The organism is Bacillus sp. HMSC036E02, assembly GCF_001836235.1.
In the GTDB taxonomy this organism is placed as follows: Bacteria; Bacillota; Bacilli; order Bacillales; family Bacillaceae_G; genus Bacillus_A; species Bacillus_A cereus.
Map to the genome: position 1 here is coordinate 53,329 of NZ_KV827881.1, position 13,156 is coordinate 66,484.

A 13,156-nucleotide genomic window follows, 5' to 3' on the forward strand; every position below is an offset into this window, starting at 1 on the left:
ATGTGTATTATATAAAAGGAAGCAGCCATATTTTCCATACGATACATACGAGCACTATAACTACAAAATCAAAAAAATCTAATCTCGGTCCTTTTTTCATATTCATATGTAGCCACATATGAAACCATTTTATTTTTGTATATTTATGGATGTTTTTCTTTACAAATCGGTAAATAAGCATTTGCATAATAAAAAATCCGGCCACAAAAATAAATAATAAGATGAGAAATCCAATCACAAAATTCCTCCTATTTTTGTAGCGTTTTTTCTACTATCCGATTTTTCAAAACCCACTCTTCAAACTGGGCACTTCCAAATTCCCAACTAAGATCGCGAGCATGTACAGAAAAAACGTAATAACCGGCATATTCGTCCATAAACCTACCTAACTCTACATCGTCTTTCTGAATACCGTATACTCCAAAATTAAAATACACATCCCATACGTCTTCATTCTTCCTCTTATAAGCGATCGATTCCATATCACATTCTGTCCCGAAATAATCAAGATGTAAATGTACGCTATCATCGTATTCGTACTCCATTTTATCACCCCTTATATTTGTACTTCTTTACCACCCAAAAAATTCCTGCTATCTACACTCACATATGGGCACTTACCTACATATCATGCTTGTAGAGTGACTTCTAGGAGGTGTTATATAGTGAAAAAATTAATCGCGATTTTTTGCATCATGTTACTAGCTGTTTTTACTTTTGCTGCTTGTAGTAGTAAAAAAGAAAGTACGAAAGAACAAACTCAAAACATTCGCGTTGGCGAAGTTACCCATTCTCTCTTCTATGCCCCATTATATGTCGGGATTGAAAAAGGATTTTTTAAAGATGAAGGACTAAATATTGACCTACAAACAACAGCTGGTGGCGATAAAACGATGACCGCCCTATTATCTGGCGGAATTGATATTGCTCTCGTCGGTTCTGAAACGTCTATTTATGTTCATCAACAAGGAGCGAAAGACCCTGTCATTAACTTTGCACAGCTTACACAAACAGATGGGACATTTTTAGTTTCACGTAAAAAACTAGACTCTTTTAATTGGAATGACGTAAAAGGTGTTACATTTTTAGGACAGCGTAAAGGCGGCATGCCGCAAATGGTTGGGGAATACGTTTTAAAGAAAAATGGAATTGATCCTCGGAAAGATACGAACTTAATTCAAAATATCGAATTTGCTAATATTGCAAATGCCTTTGCATCTGGTACAGGAGAGTTTGTGCAGCTCTTTGAACCGACTGCAAGCATATTCGAAAAAGAAGGTAAAGGTTATATCGTCGCTTCATTCGGAAATGAATCTGGTACTGTTCCTTATACAACGTTCATGGCAAAAGAAAGTTTCTTAAAGAAAGATAAAGCTGCTGCTGAAAAGTTCACACGTGCGCTCTATAAAGCACAGCAATGGGTTGATACACATAGTCCAGAAGAGATTGCTGATGCTGTTTCTCCGCTATTTAAAGACACTTCGAAAGACATTACAGTAAAAGTAATTGAACGGTATAAAAAACAACATTCTTATGCGACAAATCCACTACTAGATGCGGAAGAATGGAAACAGCTCCAAACGATTATGAAAGATGCTGGTGAATTACAAAAAGAAGTCCCACATGAAGCGCTCGTCAATACAAAAATTGCCGAAAGCGTTATTAAGAAATAGAGGCGAAGTGTATGAGTTTTTTACAAATACGTAACGTTTCTCACTGTTTTTTCGCAAAAGAGAATGCCAAACTTATTCTCGAAGATATGAGCTTACAAGTGGAAGAAGGCGAATTTATTTCTATACTCGGCCCAAGTGGTTGCGGTAAAACAACGCTCCTCTCAATCATTGCTGGACTACTTGATCCAATTGATGGTATCGTCTTTTTAGATGGTGAACCAATTACAACGAAAACTTCATCTATGGGATATATGTTGCAGCAAGATTACTTATTCCCGTGGAAAACAATTGAAGAAAATATTATGCTTGGACTTCATATTCGAAAGATTTATGATGAACAGATGAAAGAACATACTTTAAATCTTTTAAAACAAGTCGGTCTACATGGGGTAGAAGGACAATATCCTCGTGAACTATCCGGCGGTATGCGTCAACGTGCTGCTCTCGTTCGAACGTTAGCAACTGATCCGAAAATTTTATTACTAGATGAACCATTCTCCGCACTCGATTATCAAACGAAATTAAAACTAGAAGAACTCGTTTTCAACTTACTAAATAAATATAAGAAAACATCACTACTTGTTACTCACGATATTGAAGAGGCGATTGCGATGAGTGATCGTATTTATTTACTGCAAGCGAATCCTGGAAAAATCGCAAAAACCTTTATCGTCCCGGAAAGTATCCGTTCTTTATCACCGTTAGAAGCACGCCATCACTACGATTTCCCAGCCCTCTTTCAAGATATATGGAAGGAGCTGGAACGACTTGGATAATATACAACAACTACATGAACAATTTCGAAAGAAAGAACGCAGGCGTGCTTGGATTGCTCGCTCATTACAGCTTTTACTACTTATTCTTTTCTTTGCACTATGGGAAATAGCTAGCAAAAAAGAATGGATCGATCCTTTACTCTTTAGTTCTCCTTCGAGTATTTGGGATCTCTTCTTAACGAAATGGATCGATGGTTCACTTTGGGTCCACATATGGACGACATTGCTGGAAACAGGAGTAGGCTTCATTCTCGGAACGGTACTCGGTGCTATTATTGCCACGTTTCTTTGGTGGATGCCACTTCTAGCCCGCGTACTTGATCCTTACCTCGTCGTCCTAAATGCAATGCCAAAAGTTGCACTCGGTCCAATCATCATCGTTATTTTCGGTCCAAACATTTCATCTTCTATCGCAATGGGAGTAATCATTTCCATCATCATTACCATTCTCGTTATTTACAGTGCATTTCAAGAAGTCGATTCTAACTATATAAAAGTGATGGACACATTTGGCGCAAATAAATGGCAATGTTATAAGCAAGTCGTTCTCCCTGCATCCTTTCCAGCAATTATCTCAACGTTAAAAGTAAATGTTGGTTTATCCTGGGTCGGTGTTATTTTCGGAGAACTTCTCGTTTCCAAACAAGGACTTGGCTACTTAATTAGCTACGGATTCCAAGTCTTTAACTTCACACTCGTCTTACTTAGCGTACTACTCACATGTGTTCTTGCAACTCTTATGTATGTATTTGTTGAGGCATTTGAAAAAATTCTAATTGGAAAAAGAAAAAGAAGCTGACTCAAAACAGTGCGCTATAGTCAGCTTCTTTCTTTTACCTTTTATCACACATTTTCGTTTCATTTGTAATGTTTCCATCCGCAACCGTAACTGTATGGAAACAGTCTTTCACACGTACTGTAACGACATTATCTTTTCGATCTATCACATGATAATCATTAAACTTTTCATTCAAAGCACTACGAATTTGCTCCCCTTCAAAAATCGGAAAACCGTGAGACATTACCCAAATGAGACCAGCAACAGCAAGAATCGTTTTCATACGTTTCATTACCTCCTCGAGAGTAAACTTATAGTCCCTACAACACGCGCATTATAATTGTGTCTAAATTGTGACATTTTTATACTAATTCTATTTTATACCGCAAGTTCCTTCTTCTTTTTAATAAAAATACAGAATTTTCAATTTTATCAACATAAAAAAACGCAAAGAATTAAAAATTCTTCACGCTTTTCTTTAACGAAACTATATCGAAAGCATAACTCACATTAGTCTCCACTTTGTTGTTCTATCGTTTTTGAAACATCATATAATCCCGACAGCACTTCCGCTCTCATTTTTACAAGCTCAGGGAACTGATAGAAGAAAGCAATTTTTTTATATTTTAACTCTGTTCCTTCTTTCACCTTTTTTGAATCTTGTAAAATGAACGCTGTAAATGTATCTGCGATATCCTCCGTTACATTTGTTGTTCCATACAGCGATACAAAATCATCATGCTTTTCTTTATAAAATTCAATTTGTGCCTCTTCACTTTCTTCTACTTTCTTTTCTGTCCACTCTTGCTCAATTGGTTTCCAAAATTCATTATAAAATTGGTTAATATACGAAGTTTTTCTCGCACATCCATTTTTCAAGAACACCGTTTTACATTTATTTCGATATGATGAAATGTCTTTCTCTTCATCAAACGCCTCTAAATATTTCCTATCCACTGGTACTTGTTTATGCCCAATCGTTAATACGTGAGCCGTTTCATGAATTAATGTTTTCATCACTTCATCTATATTCACCCCAGAATCGAGCACGTCTAAACTAAGCAACCAATCTCTCGGGTCATCCATACTTGGCATGACATGGGCAACAACGCCGTCATAACCATCCGTTATTAAATCCAACCCTGTTATATTCTCACGATATTTCACTGGAATGAGAGTGCGATACATGTCCCATAACGTTTCATGATACTCTCTATCTTGCCGCTGGCTTAACAAATCATCTTTTGCTACTTTGTCATCTGCAAAAACTTTATTCAATCTCTTACGATCCAATTTCTCAAAATAAGGATCTACAATTTCATCATCATCGATATAATAAGAAGCTAAAAAGAAGTAATTGTCATCCTCTTCTTTTTTCTGTTCCGCCTCTTTCATATTCATACTTTCATACTCTTCTATGTCATAATCCTCTACTTTTTCAAGTTCTGAAAGTCCCTCTATCTTTTTATATACTTTTTGTAATGTTTTATCTCCTATTTGCGTACACTCTTCTTCTGTTTTACAAATTTCTTTTTCTTTCGTAACCTCGATAGCACTCTCGCATCCTGCAACTAAACTGCTTGCTATAATACAACACACTAACTTGCCATACAGTTCCTTCATACAATCCCCCATTATTCCATTCTACAAAATATCATAATCATTTTTTTACGAATATGCGATAATTAATTATAAAAACTGCAAGGAGGCTTCCCATGATTCGTGCAATCTTATTCGACTTAGACGGAACACTATTAGATCGGCGCCAATCTTTAGAACAATTTATTTATGAGCAATATAATCGCTTCGCCTCACATTTGAAGAGCATAGAGAAATCAAAGTATTGTTCTCGATTTCTTGAACTCGATAATAATGGCTATACGTGGAAGGATAAAGTATATGCTACTCTCCTTTCCGAATACAACATTACTACTTTAACGCAAGAACAACTACTACACGACTATATTACAAACTTCCAACATCATTGTATTCCTTTCAAAAACACGCATGAACTACTTCAACAGTTAAAACAGCGAAACATTAAAATTGGTATTATTACAAATGGTTTTACTGAATTTCAGATGAGCAACCTTCGAGCACTACATATACATACGTATACAAACACCATTCTCGTTTCAGAAGCTGAAGGAATTAAAAAACCTCATCCTGAAATTTTCGAACGTGCTTTGCAAAGACTAGATGTGAAGGCAGAAGAATGTCTTTATGTTGGAGATCATCCAGAAAACGATGTGCTTGGTTCTGAACAAGTAGGGATTCTTGGTGTTTGGAAAAAAGATTCGTTTTGGGGGAATTTTAAGCATTCACGTATCGTAGATGATTTGTTGGAGGTGCTTTCGTTTTTAGAGGTGGAGGTGGAGATAAAGTGAAACTTTAATCCGCCGCCCCCACCTACTTCATTGCTCCCGCTGAATTTTGAGGTGGGGGGTCTTACTGCCCGGCAAATAGCGAGATAAAAACATAATAATAGTAATTAAATCATATTAATGATTTTCATAATATATCGATTTACCGGAAAAAAGTGATAATAAAGGAAGAGGGGGCAGTTATTCAAAAACGCCTCCTCTTTCTTTATTATTCATACACTGTAAACTGTGGTTTACTCGGATGATCTTTTACTAGCGCATCATCTGGAAACTTTGAAACTTTTTGATATAAGGCAATGTCACCGATACAACCTGCTGTTAGTAGAATTCCTAAAAATGAGAGTGGCTCCAGATTCATAGCTAATCCCAATACAATTGGCAAAATTCCAGTTGGTAAAAACGGAAGCATTAACACTTTCTTCATTTGCTTTACTGTAACCGCCTGTTTAGAATGAGCATATGCAACACCTAATTTCCAATTAACGCCCCATTTTAGTTCACTCCACGGAACACCTCCGATATAGCGAAAGCCAATTAAATGTATTGCCTCATGAATACAAACGAGAACAATCATTGCGATAATAAAAAGAAACATCGTTAATAATGTAACTTCAACTTGAACCCCACCTGAAAGAAATATATGCAAATAACCAATTCCAAACGACAAAGCAATTATTATAAAAAATAAAGAAAAGTTTAATTTAACCATCGAAACAGTAACAGTCGTTTCTTTTCTTTTATCCATCTTCCCCCTCCTAAAATGTAAATATATCTTTACAAAATTGTATAATATAACCAAAATAATGTAAAGATATATTTACATTTATTCTTACATACAAAAAAAGAAACCGGCTACTTTACTTCGTAAAACAGCCGATTTCTTCTATATGTTTCATCGTACGCGCTAATACGTCATCGCGCATTATAAAGCTAAATTTTCTATTCGTTTTAATGTTGTCAGGAATGTCTTTTAATAAAACAGACCCTTTCGTTTCTTCGTAATGCGTATGTTCTTCTACCGCACTAATTGTTGCAAAATAAATGTTTTTAATGATTATTTTGTCTTTTCCAGATACTTTGTATTGTCCTAAGTAAGTTAAATCAGAAACTATGCCGCCGGTTTCTTCATGAACCTCTCGAACTGCCGCTTCTTCCGGTGTTTCCCCTAGTTCTACTTTACCACCTGGAAATTCAAGACCGCGACGTAAATGATGCGTTAATAACCATTGATCCCCGTACCGGCATACAACCCAAACATGCTTTGGCTCAGGAGAAAATGGATAACGTTCAAACGATAATTGTACAGTGTTGTGGTAATAATCTTTAAATTTGTACATGCCATTACTCCCCTATTGATGGTTACAAGTTTTTCCTACCACAAATTGTAGCATATTCTCGCTTTTCTGCATAATATTATCCAATTACAATCCATTGATTATTCCCATTTGCGCGACTAATTCTTTCGTCTCATGATTTCCTAAATCGTAAATCATTTTATATGCTTTTTGTAGTTGTTCATCATATCGGTCATTATTTGAATCGTGATGATACTCAACAAATGGAACGTGGGAGCGTACAAATGACCCTAAATCTTCTACATATGCTTGATCAAAGTGCTCTCTTAATTCCGTAATTTCCTCATCATTTGCGGAAATCTCAAAATTATACGTATCCGCCGTCTTCACTTGTGAAATTTGACCATTTCCTATTGATATATAATATGTTTTTTTCGTCTCCATGTAACACCCTTCTTTCATCCTTTTAATTTCTATTGTTTTCATCAATTACAAAATTATGTAAAATAAAGAAAAGGAGGGGTTTTATGTTCAAAATATTAATTATCGGTATTATCATCGTCCTAATCATCCTCGTACTCTCCATCATGACAATTAATAAAGGCTATGCTTATAAACATTCCGTCGATAAACTAGAAGATAATCCTTATACAAAAAAGAATAAGGATGATTCCTAATATGCTTCGTATACTCTGCATCATAGTAGCACTCACTGTGATCGTTATGTCGGCAATTGGATTATATACAGGTCAAAATAATTTTTTACCTCTTTCACAATTTCTATTAGGGGCTTTAATGTTTCTCATCGCATTTGAACAAATAAAGAAAAAGGAGGCAGCAACTGGATTTATTTGTATTATTGCCGGTGCTTTCATTTGGATAGTTCTCATTATTACCTACATAAAATAGAGGAGGTCTTTTATGCTAAAAGGGGGTCGGATTACTTTATCACTTATTGCCTTATCTATAGCAATCTATGGATTTTTTACTGGTAGTAGAGAAATAATGCCTTATATGTTCATCTTTTTAGGAGGTATGGCCCTCACCATAAGTTTAGAGGAAATATTAAAACGACAAACAGGAGGTAGTCTGCTCGCTCTACTAGCAGGGGCCGCTGCTTTATTTATTGGTTTCACAGAAATATTCTAGTAAATGGTCTAAAGGAGGCTATACAATGCTAACTCTAACTATATTACGGAGTTTTTTAGCATTTCTCATGCTTCTCTTACTCATTCTAAGCACTTATATCCATGTTACCGATAATTTTTCACTTCTCCCATACGTACAATTTATTCTCAGTTGTTTCTTTATTCTTCTAGGAATTAATGAATTGAAATCCGGACGAAAATCAATGAGTATCCCGTATTTTTTCGTTTCCAGTCTCATATTCTTCTTTTTAATATCAAACTACTTTCGTTATATGTAGAATGAAATTTTGACCAATTTAGCATTTATAATTATTTTCTCTCAGTAACTATTTCTTTCTACTTAAGGGGGATTCCATGTTAAAAAACATTCAAATTATAATCGCCACTATCGCTCTTTCTCTCGCCCTATTTAGCTTCTTTGCAAACTTCACTATTCTTTTACCTTACGTGTCTATCCTTTTAAGTATTATGTGTATCCTTTTTGGAATCGATGAAATAAAGAAGCAGCAAAAAACGAAAGCATTTGTTTATTTTCTCTGTTCTGCCTTTGTTTTATATGTTGGAGTGTCTAGTATACTTTCATAAAAAAAGAACATGTTCGCTCTTAATAAAATAAAAAACTGCCCTTTCACAGGCAGTTTTTCTTTTTATCCAAAAACTTTCTCAAGTTCATCTTTATCTTGGCTTAACCAGAAGTTCATTAAGCGTTGTGCTCCTTCTAAGTCGTGAAGCTTCGCTTGACCACATTGCGTTTCATTTGCAGCCGGAATTTCTGTAATTTGAACCGCATCTTTTAATGTTAGTTCTAATAAATCAATGATTTCTCGAACTGTCGGCGTTCCGCTCACTACAAGATAATATCCTGTTTGGCAGCCCATCGGTGAAATATCGATAATATCAAAATGCGGATAACGATCAATATATTTACGTAAATTAAATGCTAATAAATGCTCTAACGTATGAATAACATCTGGTTTCATTGCTTGTTTATTCGGTTGACAGAAACGAATATCAAATTTATTTACAATACCGTCACTACCTACATTGTGAACTCCGCAATGTCTTACATAAGGTGCCTTTACAATCGTATGATCTAATTCAAAGCTTTCTACTGATGGCATACAACATCTCTCCCGCTTTTAATTTAATTCCGTTATATCCAATATGATATAACGGAAATGCACATTAGTAAAGTATTATGTACAGTCGTGCTATAATACTTTAAGAATATGCTGAAAAGGAGACCGTTATGAAACAGATTTTTATTGGGATTATACGCTTTTATCAAAAGTTCATTTCTCCGATGACACCACCAACATGCCGCTTTTATCCAACTTGTTCTCATTATGGATTAGAGGCGTTTCAAAAACATGGTGCACTCAAAGGCTTTTGGCTTACTTGTAAGCGTATATTAAAATGTCACCCTTTCCACCCGGGAGGATTTGATCCTGTCCCAGATAAAAAGGATGACAAAGTAAATTCTTAATTGTCGTAACCATTCACAACTAAATCTAATTTTCCTGTATCAGGATCTATAACAAGACCGTGAACAGGTACTTCTTCCGGAAGTAATGGGTGGTTGCGAAGTACTGATACGCTATGTTCTACACTTTCTTCCACACTAGAGAAACCGCGCAAGAATTGTTCTAAATCGATTCCAGAATAACGAAGCATATCTAATTTCTCTTCTGTTATACCGCGTTCTTTCATTCTCTCAATCGTACTGCTTGCTTGAATTTTTGCCATACCACAATCATGGTGACCAACTACACATACTTCATCAGCGCCAAGTTCGTATACAGCGACTAAAATACTACGCATAATACTTCCAAATGGATGTGAAATAACAGCGCCTGCTACTTTAATAATTTTCACATCACCGTTACGCATATTCATCGCTTTCGGTAATAGTTCAACAAGTCGTGTATCCATACAAGAAATAATTACCATCTTTTTGTTTGGAAATTTCCCCGCTACAAACTCTTCATATTTTTTCTCTTCAACAAATTTCTCATTGTACTGCAAAATCTCTTCTAATGACTTCATAGTAAAGGACCCTCTTTTCTCTCGTTTACACTACATAAATAGTGTACCAAAATATGAAAAACTCAAAAAGGATATCGCTTTATAGTAAAAATAAGATATTTTCAGATAATCGACATAATTCTTTCAAAATATACACACATCTTTGTAACAAGTTTCACATACTTTAAACGTATTTTCACTATAAACTGATTGTAGATAATGTAAAAAAGGAGTGAATATTTATTATGTCCGACGTTCTGTTACTGAGTCGTTTTCAATTTGCAATTACTATTTTTTATCACTTTTTATTTGTACCTTTGACAATCGGACTTGTCATTTTAGTAGCATGTATGGAAACTCAATACGCCCGCACATTGAATCCAACATACCGTAAAATGGCAAATTTCTGGGGTAAATTATTTACAATTAACTTCGTAATGGGGATTATAACCGGGATTACGATGGAATTCCAATTTGGAACAAACTGGTCTGAGTACTCCAAATATATGGGAGACATTTTCGGATCACCTCTCGCAATCGAAGCACTCGTTGCCTTCTTCTTAGAATCTACTTTCATGGGAATATGGTTATTCGGTAAAGACAAAATTTCACCAAAGTTCCGTGCCTTCTGTATGTGGATGGTTGCACTTGGAACAAACATTTCCGCACTTTGGATTATTACAGCAAACGGCTTTATGCAAAACCCTGTTGGCTACGTAGTACGTAACGGCCGCGCTGAATTAAATGATTTCTGGGCACTCGTTACGAATCCATACGCTTGGAATATGTTCTTCCATACTGTAGTTGGTTGTTATATTGTAGGTGCTTTCTTCGTTATGGCAATTAGTGCCTATCACTTATTACGTAAAAATGAAGTAGAATTCTTCAAAAAATCATTTAAGTTTGGTTTAATGTTAGGCTTATTCGCCGCAACAATTACACCGTTTATGGGACATCAATCTGGTGTATCAGCAGCTAAATATCAACCCGCAAAAGGAGCTGCGATGGAAGCAGTTTGGGAAACTGGAAAAGGACAAGGCTTCTCAATTGTTCAAATTCCTGATGTAAAAAATGAGAAGAACTTTGAATTCCTTACGATTCCAAAACTCGGAAGCTTCTTCTACACAAATTCATTTGATGGCGAAATTGTTGGTTTAAAAGATATTCCGAAAGATGAACGTCCAAATGTTAACCTTGTGTATTATAGCTTCCGCTTAATGGTTGCACTCGGTATGTTCTTTATGGCATTAACTTGGTATGGTTTCTATTTAAACCGAAAAGGAAAACTAGAAAACTCAAAACGTTATTTAAAAATTACAATATGGTCTGTCTTACTTCCTTATATCGCGATTAACGCAGGATGGATTGTCGCTGAAGTAGGTCGTCAACCATGGACAGTATATAAACTAATGCGTACAGCAGAATCTGTATCACCTATATCTGTCCCGCAAATTTGGTTCTCATTAATTAGTTTAATTTTATTCTACACTTTACTTTTAATCGCAGACGTATACTTAATGCTGAAGTTCGCGAAAAAAGGACCTGCCGCATTAGAAGAACCTGCTACTGAGGGAGGTGTGGCTCATGTCTCATGATATGCTTGCAATCATCTGGTTCGGTTTATGGGGCGTGATTTGGACAGTTTACTTCATTCTTGACGGGTATGCACTTGGTAACGGAATGATTTTTCCTTTCGTTACGAAAGACCGACAAGAACGAAATCAATTACAAGAAGCAATTGGCCCGTTCTGGGGCGGTAATGAAGTATGGTTAATTACAGCTGGTGGCGCAACATTTGCTGCCTTCCCAGTCACATATGCTAATATGTTTAGTTATTTATATACACCGTTATTCTTAGTATTACTTGCACTATTTGCTCGTGCCGCTGGACTGGAATTCATGCATAAAGATGATTCACCAATTTGGCAAAAAACTTGTAAATGGGCATTTGCAATTGGCAGTTTCCTAATCGCCTTCTTATTCGGTGTTACATTCGCTAATCTTTATTACGGACTACAAATCGGAAAAAATGGCTATGAAGGAAATTTACTTAGCTTACTAAACCATTACGGTATATTAGGTGGTCTTTTCTTCACTACTATATTTGTCGTATCCGGTGCCCTTTGGGTCATGATTAAAACGACTGGTGAAGTATCTGATCGTGCTTATAAAATCGCAAGACCGTTTTCAATGGCAACTGCTATCATTTTAGCTATCTTCTATGTAGCAACTGCTAATCGGACAAACTTATTCCAAAACTTTACGGAATATCCGGTACTATTCATTCTTCCAGTACTTGCAATGCTAATGAGTGTACTCGCACTTATTATGGTGTACAAACATAAAATTGGCCTTGCATTCACATTCATTTGCCTAACAATCGCAATGTTTATGACAACTGGCTTTGCAGGTATGTTCCCAAGAATGTTACCATCTCGTATTAACGATGCATACAGTACAACCTTATACAACGCAGCTGGTAGTCAATTAAACTTAAAAATTATGTTCTTCGTTGCAATGGTCATGGTACCAATCGTTATTGGATATCAGCTTTGGAGCTACAGTATTTTTAAAAATAAAATTCATAAAGACTCTGCTAAAGGGTATCACTAAGGTAAAAAAAGACACTTCGTTTGAAGTGTCTTTTTTTGTACGTATGATTTTTGATAAGATGTTATATTTCTAATCTAACAACTATAATACAGAAGAATCATTAACAGCTCACAGCTAGAGTGTAACATACAACAAACATGTTACTTTATGCAATTTTGCATTTTAAAATTATAACGTTGATTGAATAACTTGATCATACGCATCATTATCCCTTACATCCGCCGTACTAATCCCGCTAAACGTTTGTACTTTCATTCCTGTATTTGATGACCCCGATCCATTATAAGCCTTCGTCTTTTCAATCGGCTGTACGTTATATTTATCCCCTACATTAATTGTTCCATTGCAATTTTCAATAATAACACCTTCCACAACTGCCGGCATTTTGTCACCCACTTTCATTTCTTTACTTTTATTTTATGAAAATCGCCTAGAAAAATAGCATGTTTCAATAAGAAAAAGCA

At 35.6% G+C, this 13,156-nt stretch carries 21 protein-coding genes; 11 read left to right on the forward strand and 10 right to left on the reverse strand.

The features are described from left to right. Positions 1 to 7: 7 nt before the first annotated feature. Positions 8 to 238, reverse strand: coding sequence for a hypothetical protein (locus tag HMPREF2590_RS27245; RefSeq protein ID WP_000578985.1), 231 nt, complete (start codon positions 236 to 238; stop codon positions 8 to 10). Positions 239 to 248: 10 nt separating this feature from the next. Continuing rightward, positions 249 to 545: a DUF3986 family protein gene (locus HMPREF2590_RS27250; RefSeq protein WP_000455580.1), complete on the reverse strand. Its 297-nt coding sequence runs from the start codon at positions 543 to 545 to the stop codon at positions 249 to 251. Positions 546 to 665: 120 nt separating this feature from the next. Between HMPREF2590_RS27250 and HMPREF2590_RS27255 the strand changes: the two genes are divergently transcribed. The 3 genes from HMPREF2590_RS27255 to HMPREF2590_RS27265 are packed head-to-tail and all read left to right on the forward strand — an operon-like array spanning position 666 to position 3,248. After that, positions 666 to 1,673, forward strand: coding sequence for an ABC transporter substrate-binding protein (locus tag HMPREF2590_RS27255; RefSeq protein ID WP_000733151.1), 1,008 nt, complete (start codon positions 666 to 668; stop codon positions 1,671 to 1,673). Between the two features lie 11 nt (positions 1,674 to 1,684). Continuing rightward, a complete protein-coding gene (locus tag HMPREF2590_RS27260) occupies positions 1,685 to 2,449 on the forward strand; it encodes an ABC transporter ATP-binding protein (protein ID WP_000009025.1) in 765 nt (254 codons plus the stop codon). Continuing rightward, positions 2,442 to 3,248 (forward strand): ABC transporter permease, encoded by an 807-nt coding sequence (locus tag HMPREF2590_RS27265; RefSeq protein ID WP_000368822.1) that lies wholly within the window; start codon positions 2,442 to 2,444, stop codon positions 3,246 to 3,248. Before HMPREF2590_RS27260 ends, HMPREF2590_RS27265 begins: the two co-directional genes overlap by 8 nt. 34 nt (positions 3,249 to 3,282) lie before the next feature. Here the strand turns inward: HMPREF2590_RS27265 and HMPREF2590_RS27270 are convergent, their stop codons facing one another. Together HMPREF2590_RS27270 and HMPREF2590_RS27275 are read right to left on the reverse strand one after the other, a co-directional pair. After that, complete coding sequence (locus HMPREF2590_RS27270) at positions 3,283 to 3,510, reverse strand: hypothetical protein (RefSeq protein ID WP_000849112.1); 228 nt, start codon at positions 3,508 to 3,510, stop codon at positions 3,283 to 3,285. A gap of 227 nt (positions 3,511 to 3,737) precedes the next feature. Next, complete coding sequence (locus HMPREF2590_RS27275) at positions 3,738 to 4,850, reverse strand: hypothetical protein (RefSeq protein ID WP_000661682.1); 1,113 nt, start codon at positions 4,848 to 4,850, stop codon at positions 3,738 to 3,740. 92 nt (positions 4,851 to 4,942) lie between these two features. Here HMPREF2590_RS27275 and HMPREF2590_RS27280 point away from each other — a divergent pair, with 92 nt between their 5' ends. Then, positions 4,943 to 5,614: an HAD family hydrolase gene (locus tag HMPREF2590_RS27280; protein WP_050822141.1), complete on the forward strand. Its 672-nt coding sequence runs from the start codon at positions 4,943 to 4,945 to the stop codon at positions 5,612 to 5,614. A gap of 205 nt (positions 5,615 to 5,819) precedes the next feature. On the opposite strand, the gene HMPREF2590_RS27285 is transcribed toward HMPREF2590_RS27280, so the two are convergent. The 3 genes from HMPREF2590_RS27285 to HMPREF2590_RS27295 all read right to left on the reverse strand — a co-directional run bounded on the left by HMPREF2590_RS27285 (position 5,820) and on the right by HMPREF2590_RS27295 (position 7,350). Continuing rightward, complete coding sequence (locus tag HMPREF2590_RS27285; protein ID WP_000361287.1) at positions 5,820 to 6,356, reverse strand: DUF3267 domain-containing protein; 537 nt, start codon at positions 6,354 to 6,356, stop codon at positions 5,820 to 5,822. Positions 6,357 to 6,468: 112 nt separating this feature from the next. Continuing rightward, positions 6,469 to 6,948: an antimutator 8-oxo-(dGTP/GTP)ase gene (mutTA, locus tag HMPREF2590_RS27290; protein WP_000276385.1), complete on the reverse strand. Its 480-nt coding sequence runs from the start codon at positions 6,946 to 6,948 to the stop codon at positions 6,469 to 6,471. Positions 6,949 to 7,032: 84 nt separating this feature from the next. Next, positions 7,033 to 7,350: a hypothetical protein gene (locus HMPREF2590_RS27295; protein ID WP_000448409.1), complete on the reverse strand. Its 318-nt coding sequence runs from the start codon at positions 7,348 to 7,350 to the stop codon at positions 7,033 to 7,035. Between the two features lie 83 nt (positions 7,351 to 7,433). Between HMPREF2590_RS27295 and ytzI the strand changes: the two genes are divergently transcribed. The 4 genes from ytzI to HMPREF2590_RS27315 all read left to right on the forward strand — a co-directional run bounded on the left by ytzI (position 7,434) and on the right by HMPREF2590_RS27315 (position 8,639). After that, positions 7,434 to 7,583, forward strand: a complete 150-nt coding sequence (ytzI, locus tag HMPREF2590_RS27300) for a YtzI protein (RefSeq protein ID WP_000472789.1) — start codon at positions 7,434 to 7,436, stop codon at positions 7,581 to 7,583. A gap of 1 nt (position 7,584) precedes the next feature. Further along, a complete protein-coding gene (locus HMPREF2590_RS27305; RefSeq protein ID WP_000944352.1) occupies positions 7,585 to 7,815 on the forward strand; it encodes a DUF3953 domain-containing protein in 231 nt (76 codons plus the stop codon). 12 nt (positions 7,816 to 7,827) lie between these two features. After that, on the forward strand, positions 7,828 to 8,055 hold the full coding sequence (locus HMPREF2590_RS27310) for a DUF3953 domain-containing protein (RefSeq protein WP_000911652.1): 228 nt from the start codon (positions 7,828 to 7,830) through the stop codon (positions 8,053 to 8,055). A gap of 353 nt (positions 8,056 to 8,408) precedes the next feature. Next, entirely contained in the window at positions 8,409 to 8,639 is a 231-nt protein-coding gene (locus HMPREF2590_RS27315) for a YczI family protein (protein ID WP_000916673.1), read from the forward strand. Positions 8,640 to 8,701: 62 nt separating this feature from the next. On the opposite strand, the gene luxS is transcribed toward HMPREF2590_RS27315, so the two are convergent. After that, positions 8,702 to 9,175 carry an S-ribosylhomocysteine lyase LuxS gene (gene luxS / locus HMPREF2590_RS27320; protein WP_001141371.1) on the reverse strand — a complete coding sequence of 158 codons (474 nt, stop codon included), beginning with the start codon at positions 9,173 to 9,175 and terminating at the stop codon, positions 8,702 to 8,704. Positions 9,176 to 9,303: 128 nt separating this feature from the next. Here luxS and yidD point away from each other — a divergent pair, with 128 nt between their 5' ends. Beyond that, entirely contained in the window at positions 9,304 to 9,540 is a 237-nt protein-coding gene (gene yidD / locus HMPREF2590_RS27325) for a membrane protein insertion efficiency factor YidD (RefSeq protein WP_000809334.1), read from the forward strand. On the opposite strand, the gene HMPREF2590_RS27330 is transcribed toward yidD, so the two are convergent. Next, positions 9,537 to 10,100 (reverse strand): beta-class carbonic anhydrase, encoded by a 564-nt coding sequence (locus HMPREF2590_RS27330; RefSeq protein WP_000838164.1) that lies wholly within the window; start codon positions 10,098 to 10,100, stop codon positions 9,537 to 9,539. The two genes, yidD and HMPREF2590_RS27330, sit on opposite strands and share 4 nt — an antisense overlap. Before the next feature lie 224 nt (positions 10,101 to 10,324). On the opposite strand from HMPREF2590_RS27330, the gene cydA reads away from it, so the two are divergent. Beyond that, positions 10,325 to 11,674: a cytochrome ubiquinol oxidase subunit I gene (cydA, locus tag HMPREF2590_RS27335; protein WP_001286188.1), complete on the forward strand. Its 1,350-nt coding sequence runs from the start codon at positions 10,325 to 10,327 to the stop codon at positions 11,672 to 11,674. Beyond that, on the forward strand, positions 11,664 to 12,692 hold the full coding sequence (cydB, locus tag HMPREF2590_RS27340; RefSeq protein WP_000017669.1) for a cytochrome d ubiquinol oxidase subunit II: 1,029 nt from the start codon (positions 11,664 to 11,666) through the stop codon (positions 12,690 to 12,692). Before cydA ends, cydB begins: the two co-directional genes overlap by 11 nt. Before the next feature lie 168 nt (positions 12,693 to 12,860). Here the strand turns inward: cydB and HMPREF2590_RS27345 are convergent, their stop codons facing one another. Next, positions 12,861 to 13,094 carry a spore germination protein gene (locus tag HMPREF2590_RS27345; RefSeq protein WP_002062565.1) on the reverse strand — a complete coding sequence of 78 codons (234 nt, stop codon included), beginning with the start codon at positions 13,092 to 13,094 and terminating at the stop codon, positions 12,861 to 12,863. Positions 13,095 to 13,156: the final 62 nt, after the last annotated feature.

What these genes read in the sequence shown, in the direction of transcription:
- HMPREF2590_RS27250 (WP_000455580.1), bottom strand. Translation starts at nt 545, where the DNA reads ATGGAGTACGAATACGATGATAGCGTACATTTACATCTTGATTATTTC.
- HMPREF2590_RS27260 (WP_000009025.1), top strand. Translation starts at nt 1,685, where the DNA reads ATGAGTTTTTTACAAATACGTAACGTTTCTCACTGTTTTTTCGCAAAA.
- HMPREF2590_RS27270 (WP_000849112.1), bottom strand. Translation starts at nt 3,510, where the DNA reads ATGAAAACGATTCTTGCTGTTGCTGGTCTCATTTGGGTAATGTCTCAC.
- HMPREF2590_RS27275 (WP_000661682.1), bottom strand. Translation starts at nt 4,850, where the DNA reads ATGAAGGAACTGTATGGCAAGTTAGTGTGTTGTATTATAGCAAGCAGT.
- HMPREF2590_RS27280 (WP_050822141.1), top strand. Translation starts at nt 4,943, where the DNA reads ATGATTCGTGCAATCTTATTCGACTTAGACGGAACACTATTAGATCGG.
- HMPREF2590_RS27285 (WP_000361287.1), bottom strand. Translation starts at nt 6,356, where the DNA reads ATGGATAAAAGAAAAGAAACGACTGTTACTGTTTCGATGGTTAAATTA.
- mutTA (WP_000276385.1), bottom strand. Translation starts at nt 6,948, where the DNA reads ATGTACAAATTTAAAGATTATTACCACAACACTGTACAATTATCGTTT.
- HMPREF2590_RS27295 (WP_000448409.1), bottom strand. Translation starts at nt 7,350, where the DNA reads ATGGAGACGAAAAAAACATATTATATATCAATAGGAAATGGTCAAATT.
- ytzI (WP_000472789.1), top strand. Translation starts at nt 7,434, where the DNA reads ATGTTCAAAATATTAATTATCGGTATTATCATCGTCCTAATCATCCTC.
- HMPREF2590_RS27305 (WP_000944352.1), top strand. Translation starts at nt 7,585, where the DNA reads ATGCTTCGTATACTCTGCATCATAGTAGCACTCACTGTGATCGTTATG.
- HMPREF2590_RS27310 (WP_000911652.1), top strand. Translation starts at nt 7,828, where the DNA reads ATGCTAAAAGGGGGTCGGATTACTTTATCACTTATTGCCTTATCTATA.
- HMPREF2590_RS27315 (WP_000916673.1), top strand. Translation starts at nt 8,409, where the DNA reads ATGTTAAAAAACATTCAAATTATAATCGCCACTATCGCTCTTTCTCTC.
- luxS (WP_001141371.1), bottom strand. Translation starts at nt 9,175, where the DNA reads ATGCCATCAGTAGAAAGCTTTGAATTAGATCATACGATTGTAAAGGCA.
- yidD (WP_000809334.1), top strand. Translation starts at nt 9,304, where the DNA reads ATGAAACAGATTTTTATTGGGATTATACGCTTTTATCAAAAGTTCATT.
- HMPREF2590_RS27330 (WP_000838164.1), bottom strand. Translation starts at nt 10,100, where the DNA reads ATGAAGTCATTAGAAGAGATTTTGCAGTACAATGAGAAATTTGTTGAA.
- cydA (WP_001286188.1), top strand. Translation starts at nt 10,325, where the DNA reads ATGTCCGACGTTCTGTTACTGAGTCGTTTTCAATTTGCAATTACTATT.
- cydB (WP_000017669.1), top strand. Translation starts at nt 11,664, where the DNA reads ATGTCTCATGATATGCTTGCAATCATCTGGTTCGGTTTATGGGGCGTG.
- HMPREF2590_RS27345 (WP_002062565.1), bottom strand. Translation starts at nt 13,094, where the DNA reads ATGAAAGTGGGTGACAAAATGCCGGCAGTTGTGGAAGGTGTTATTATT.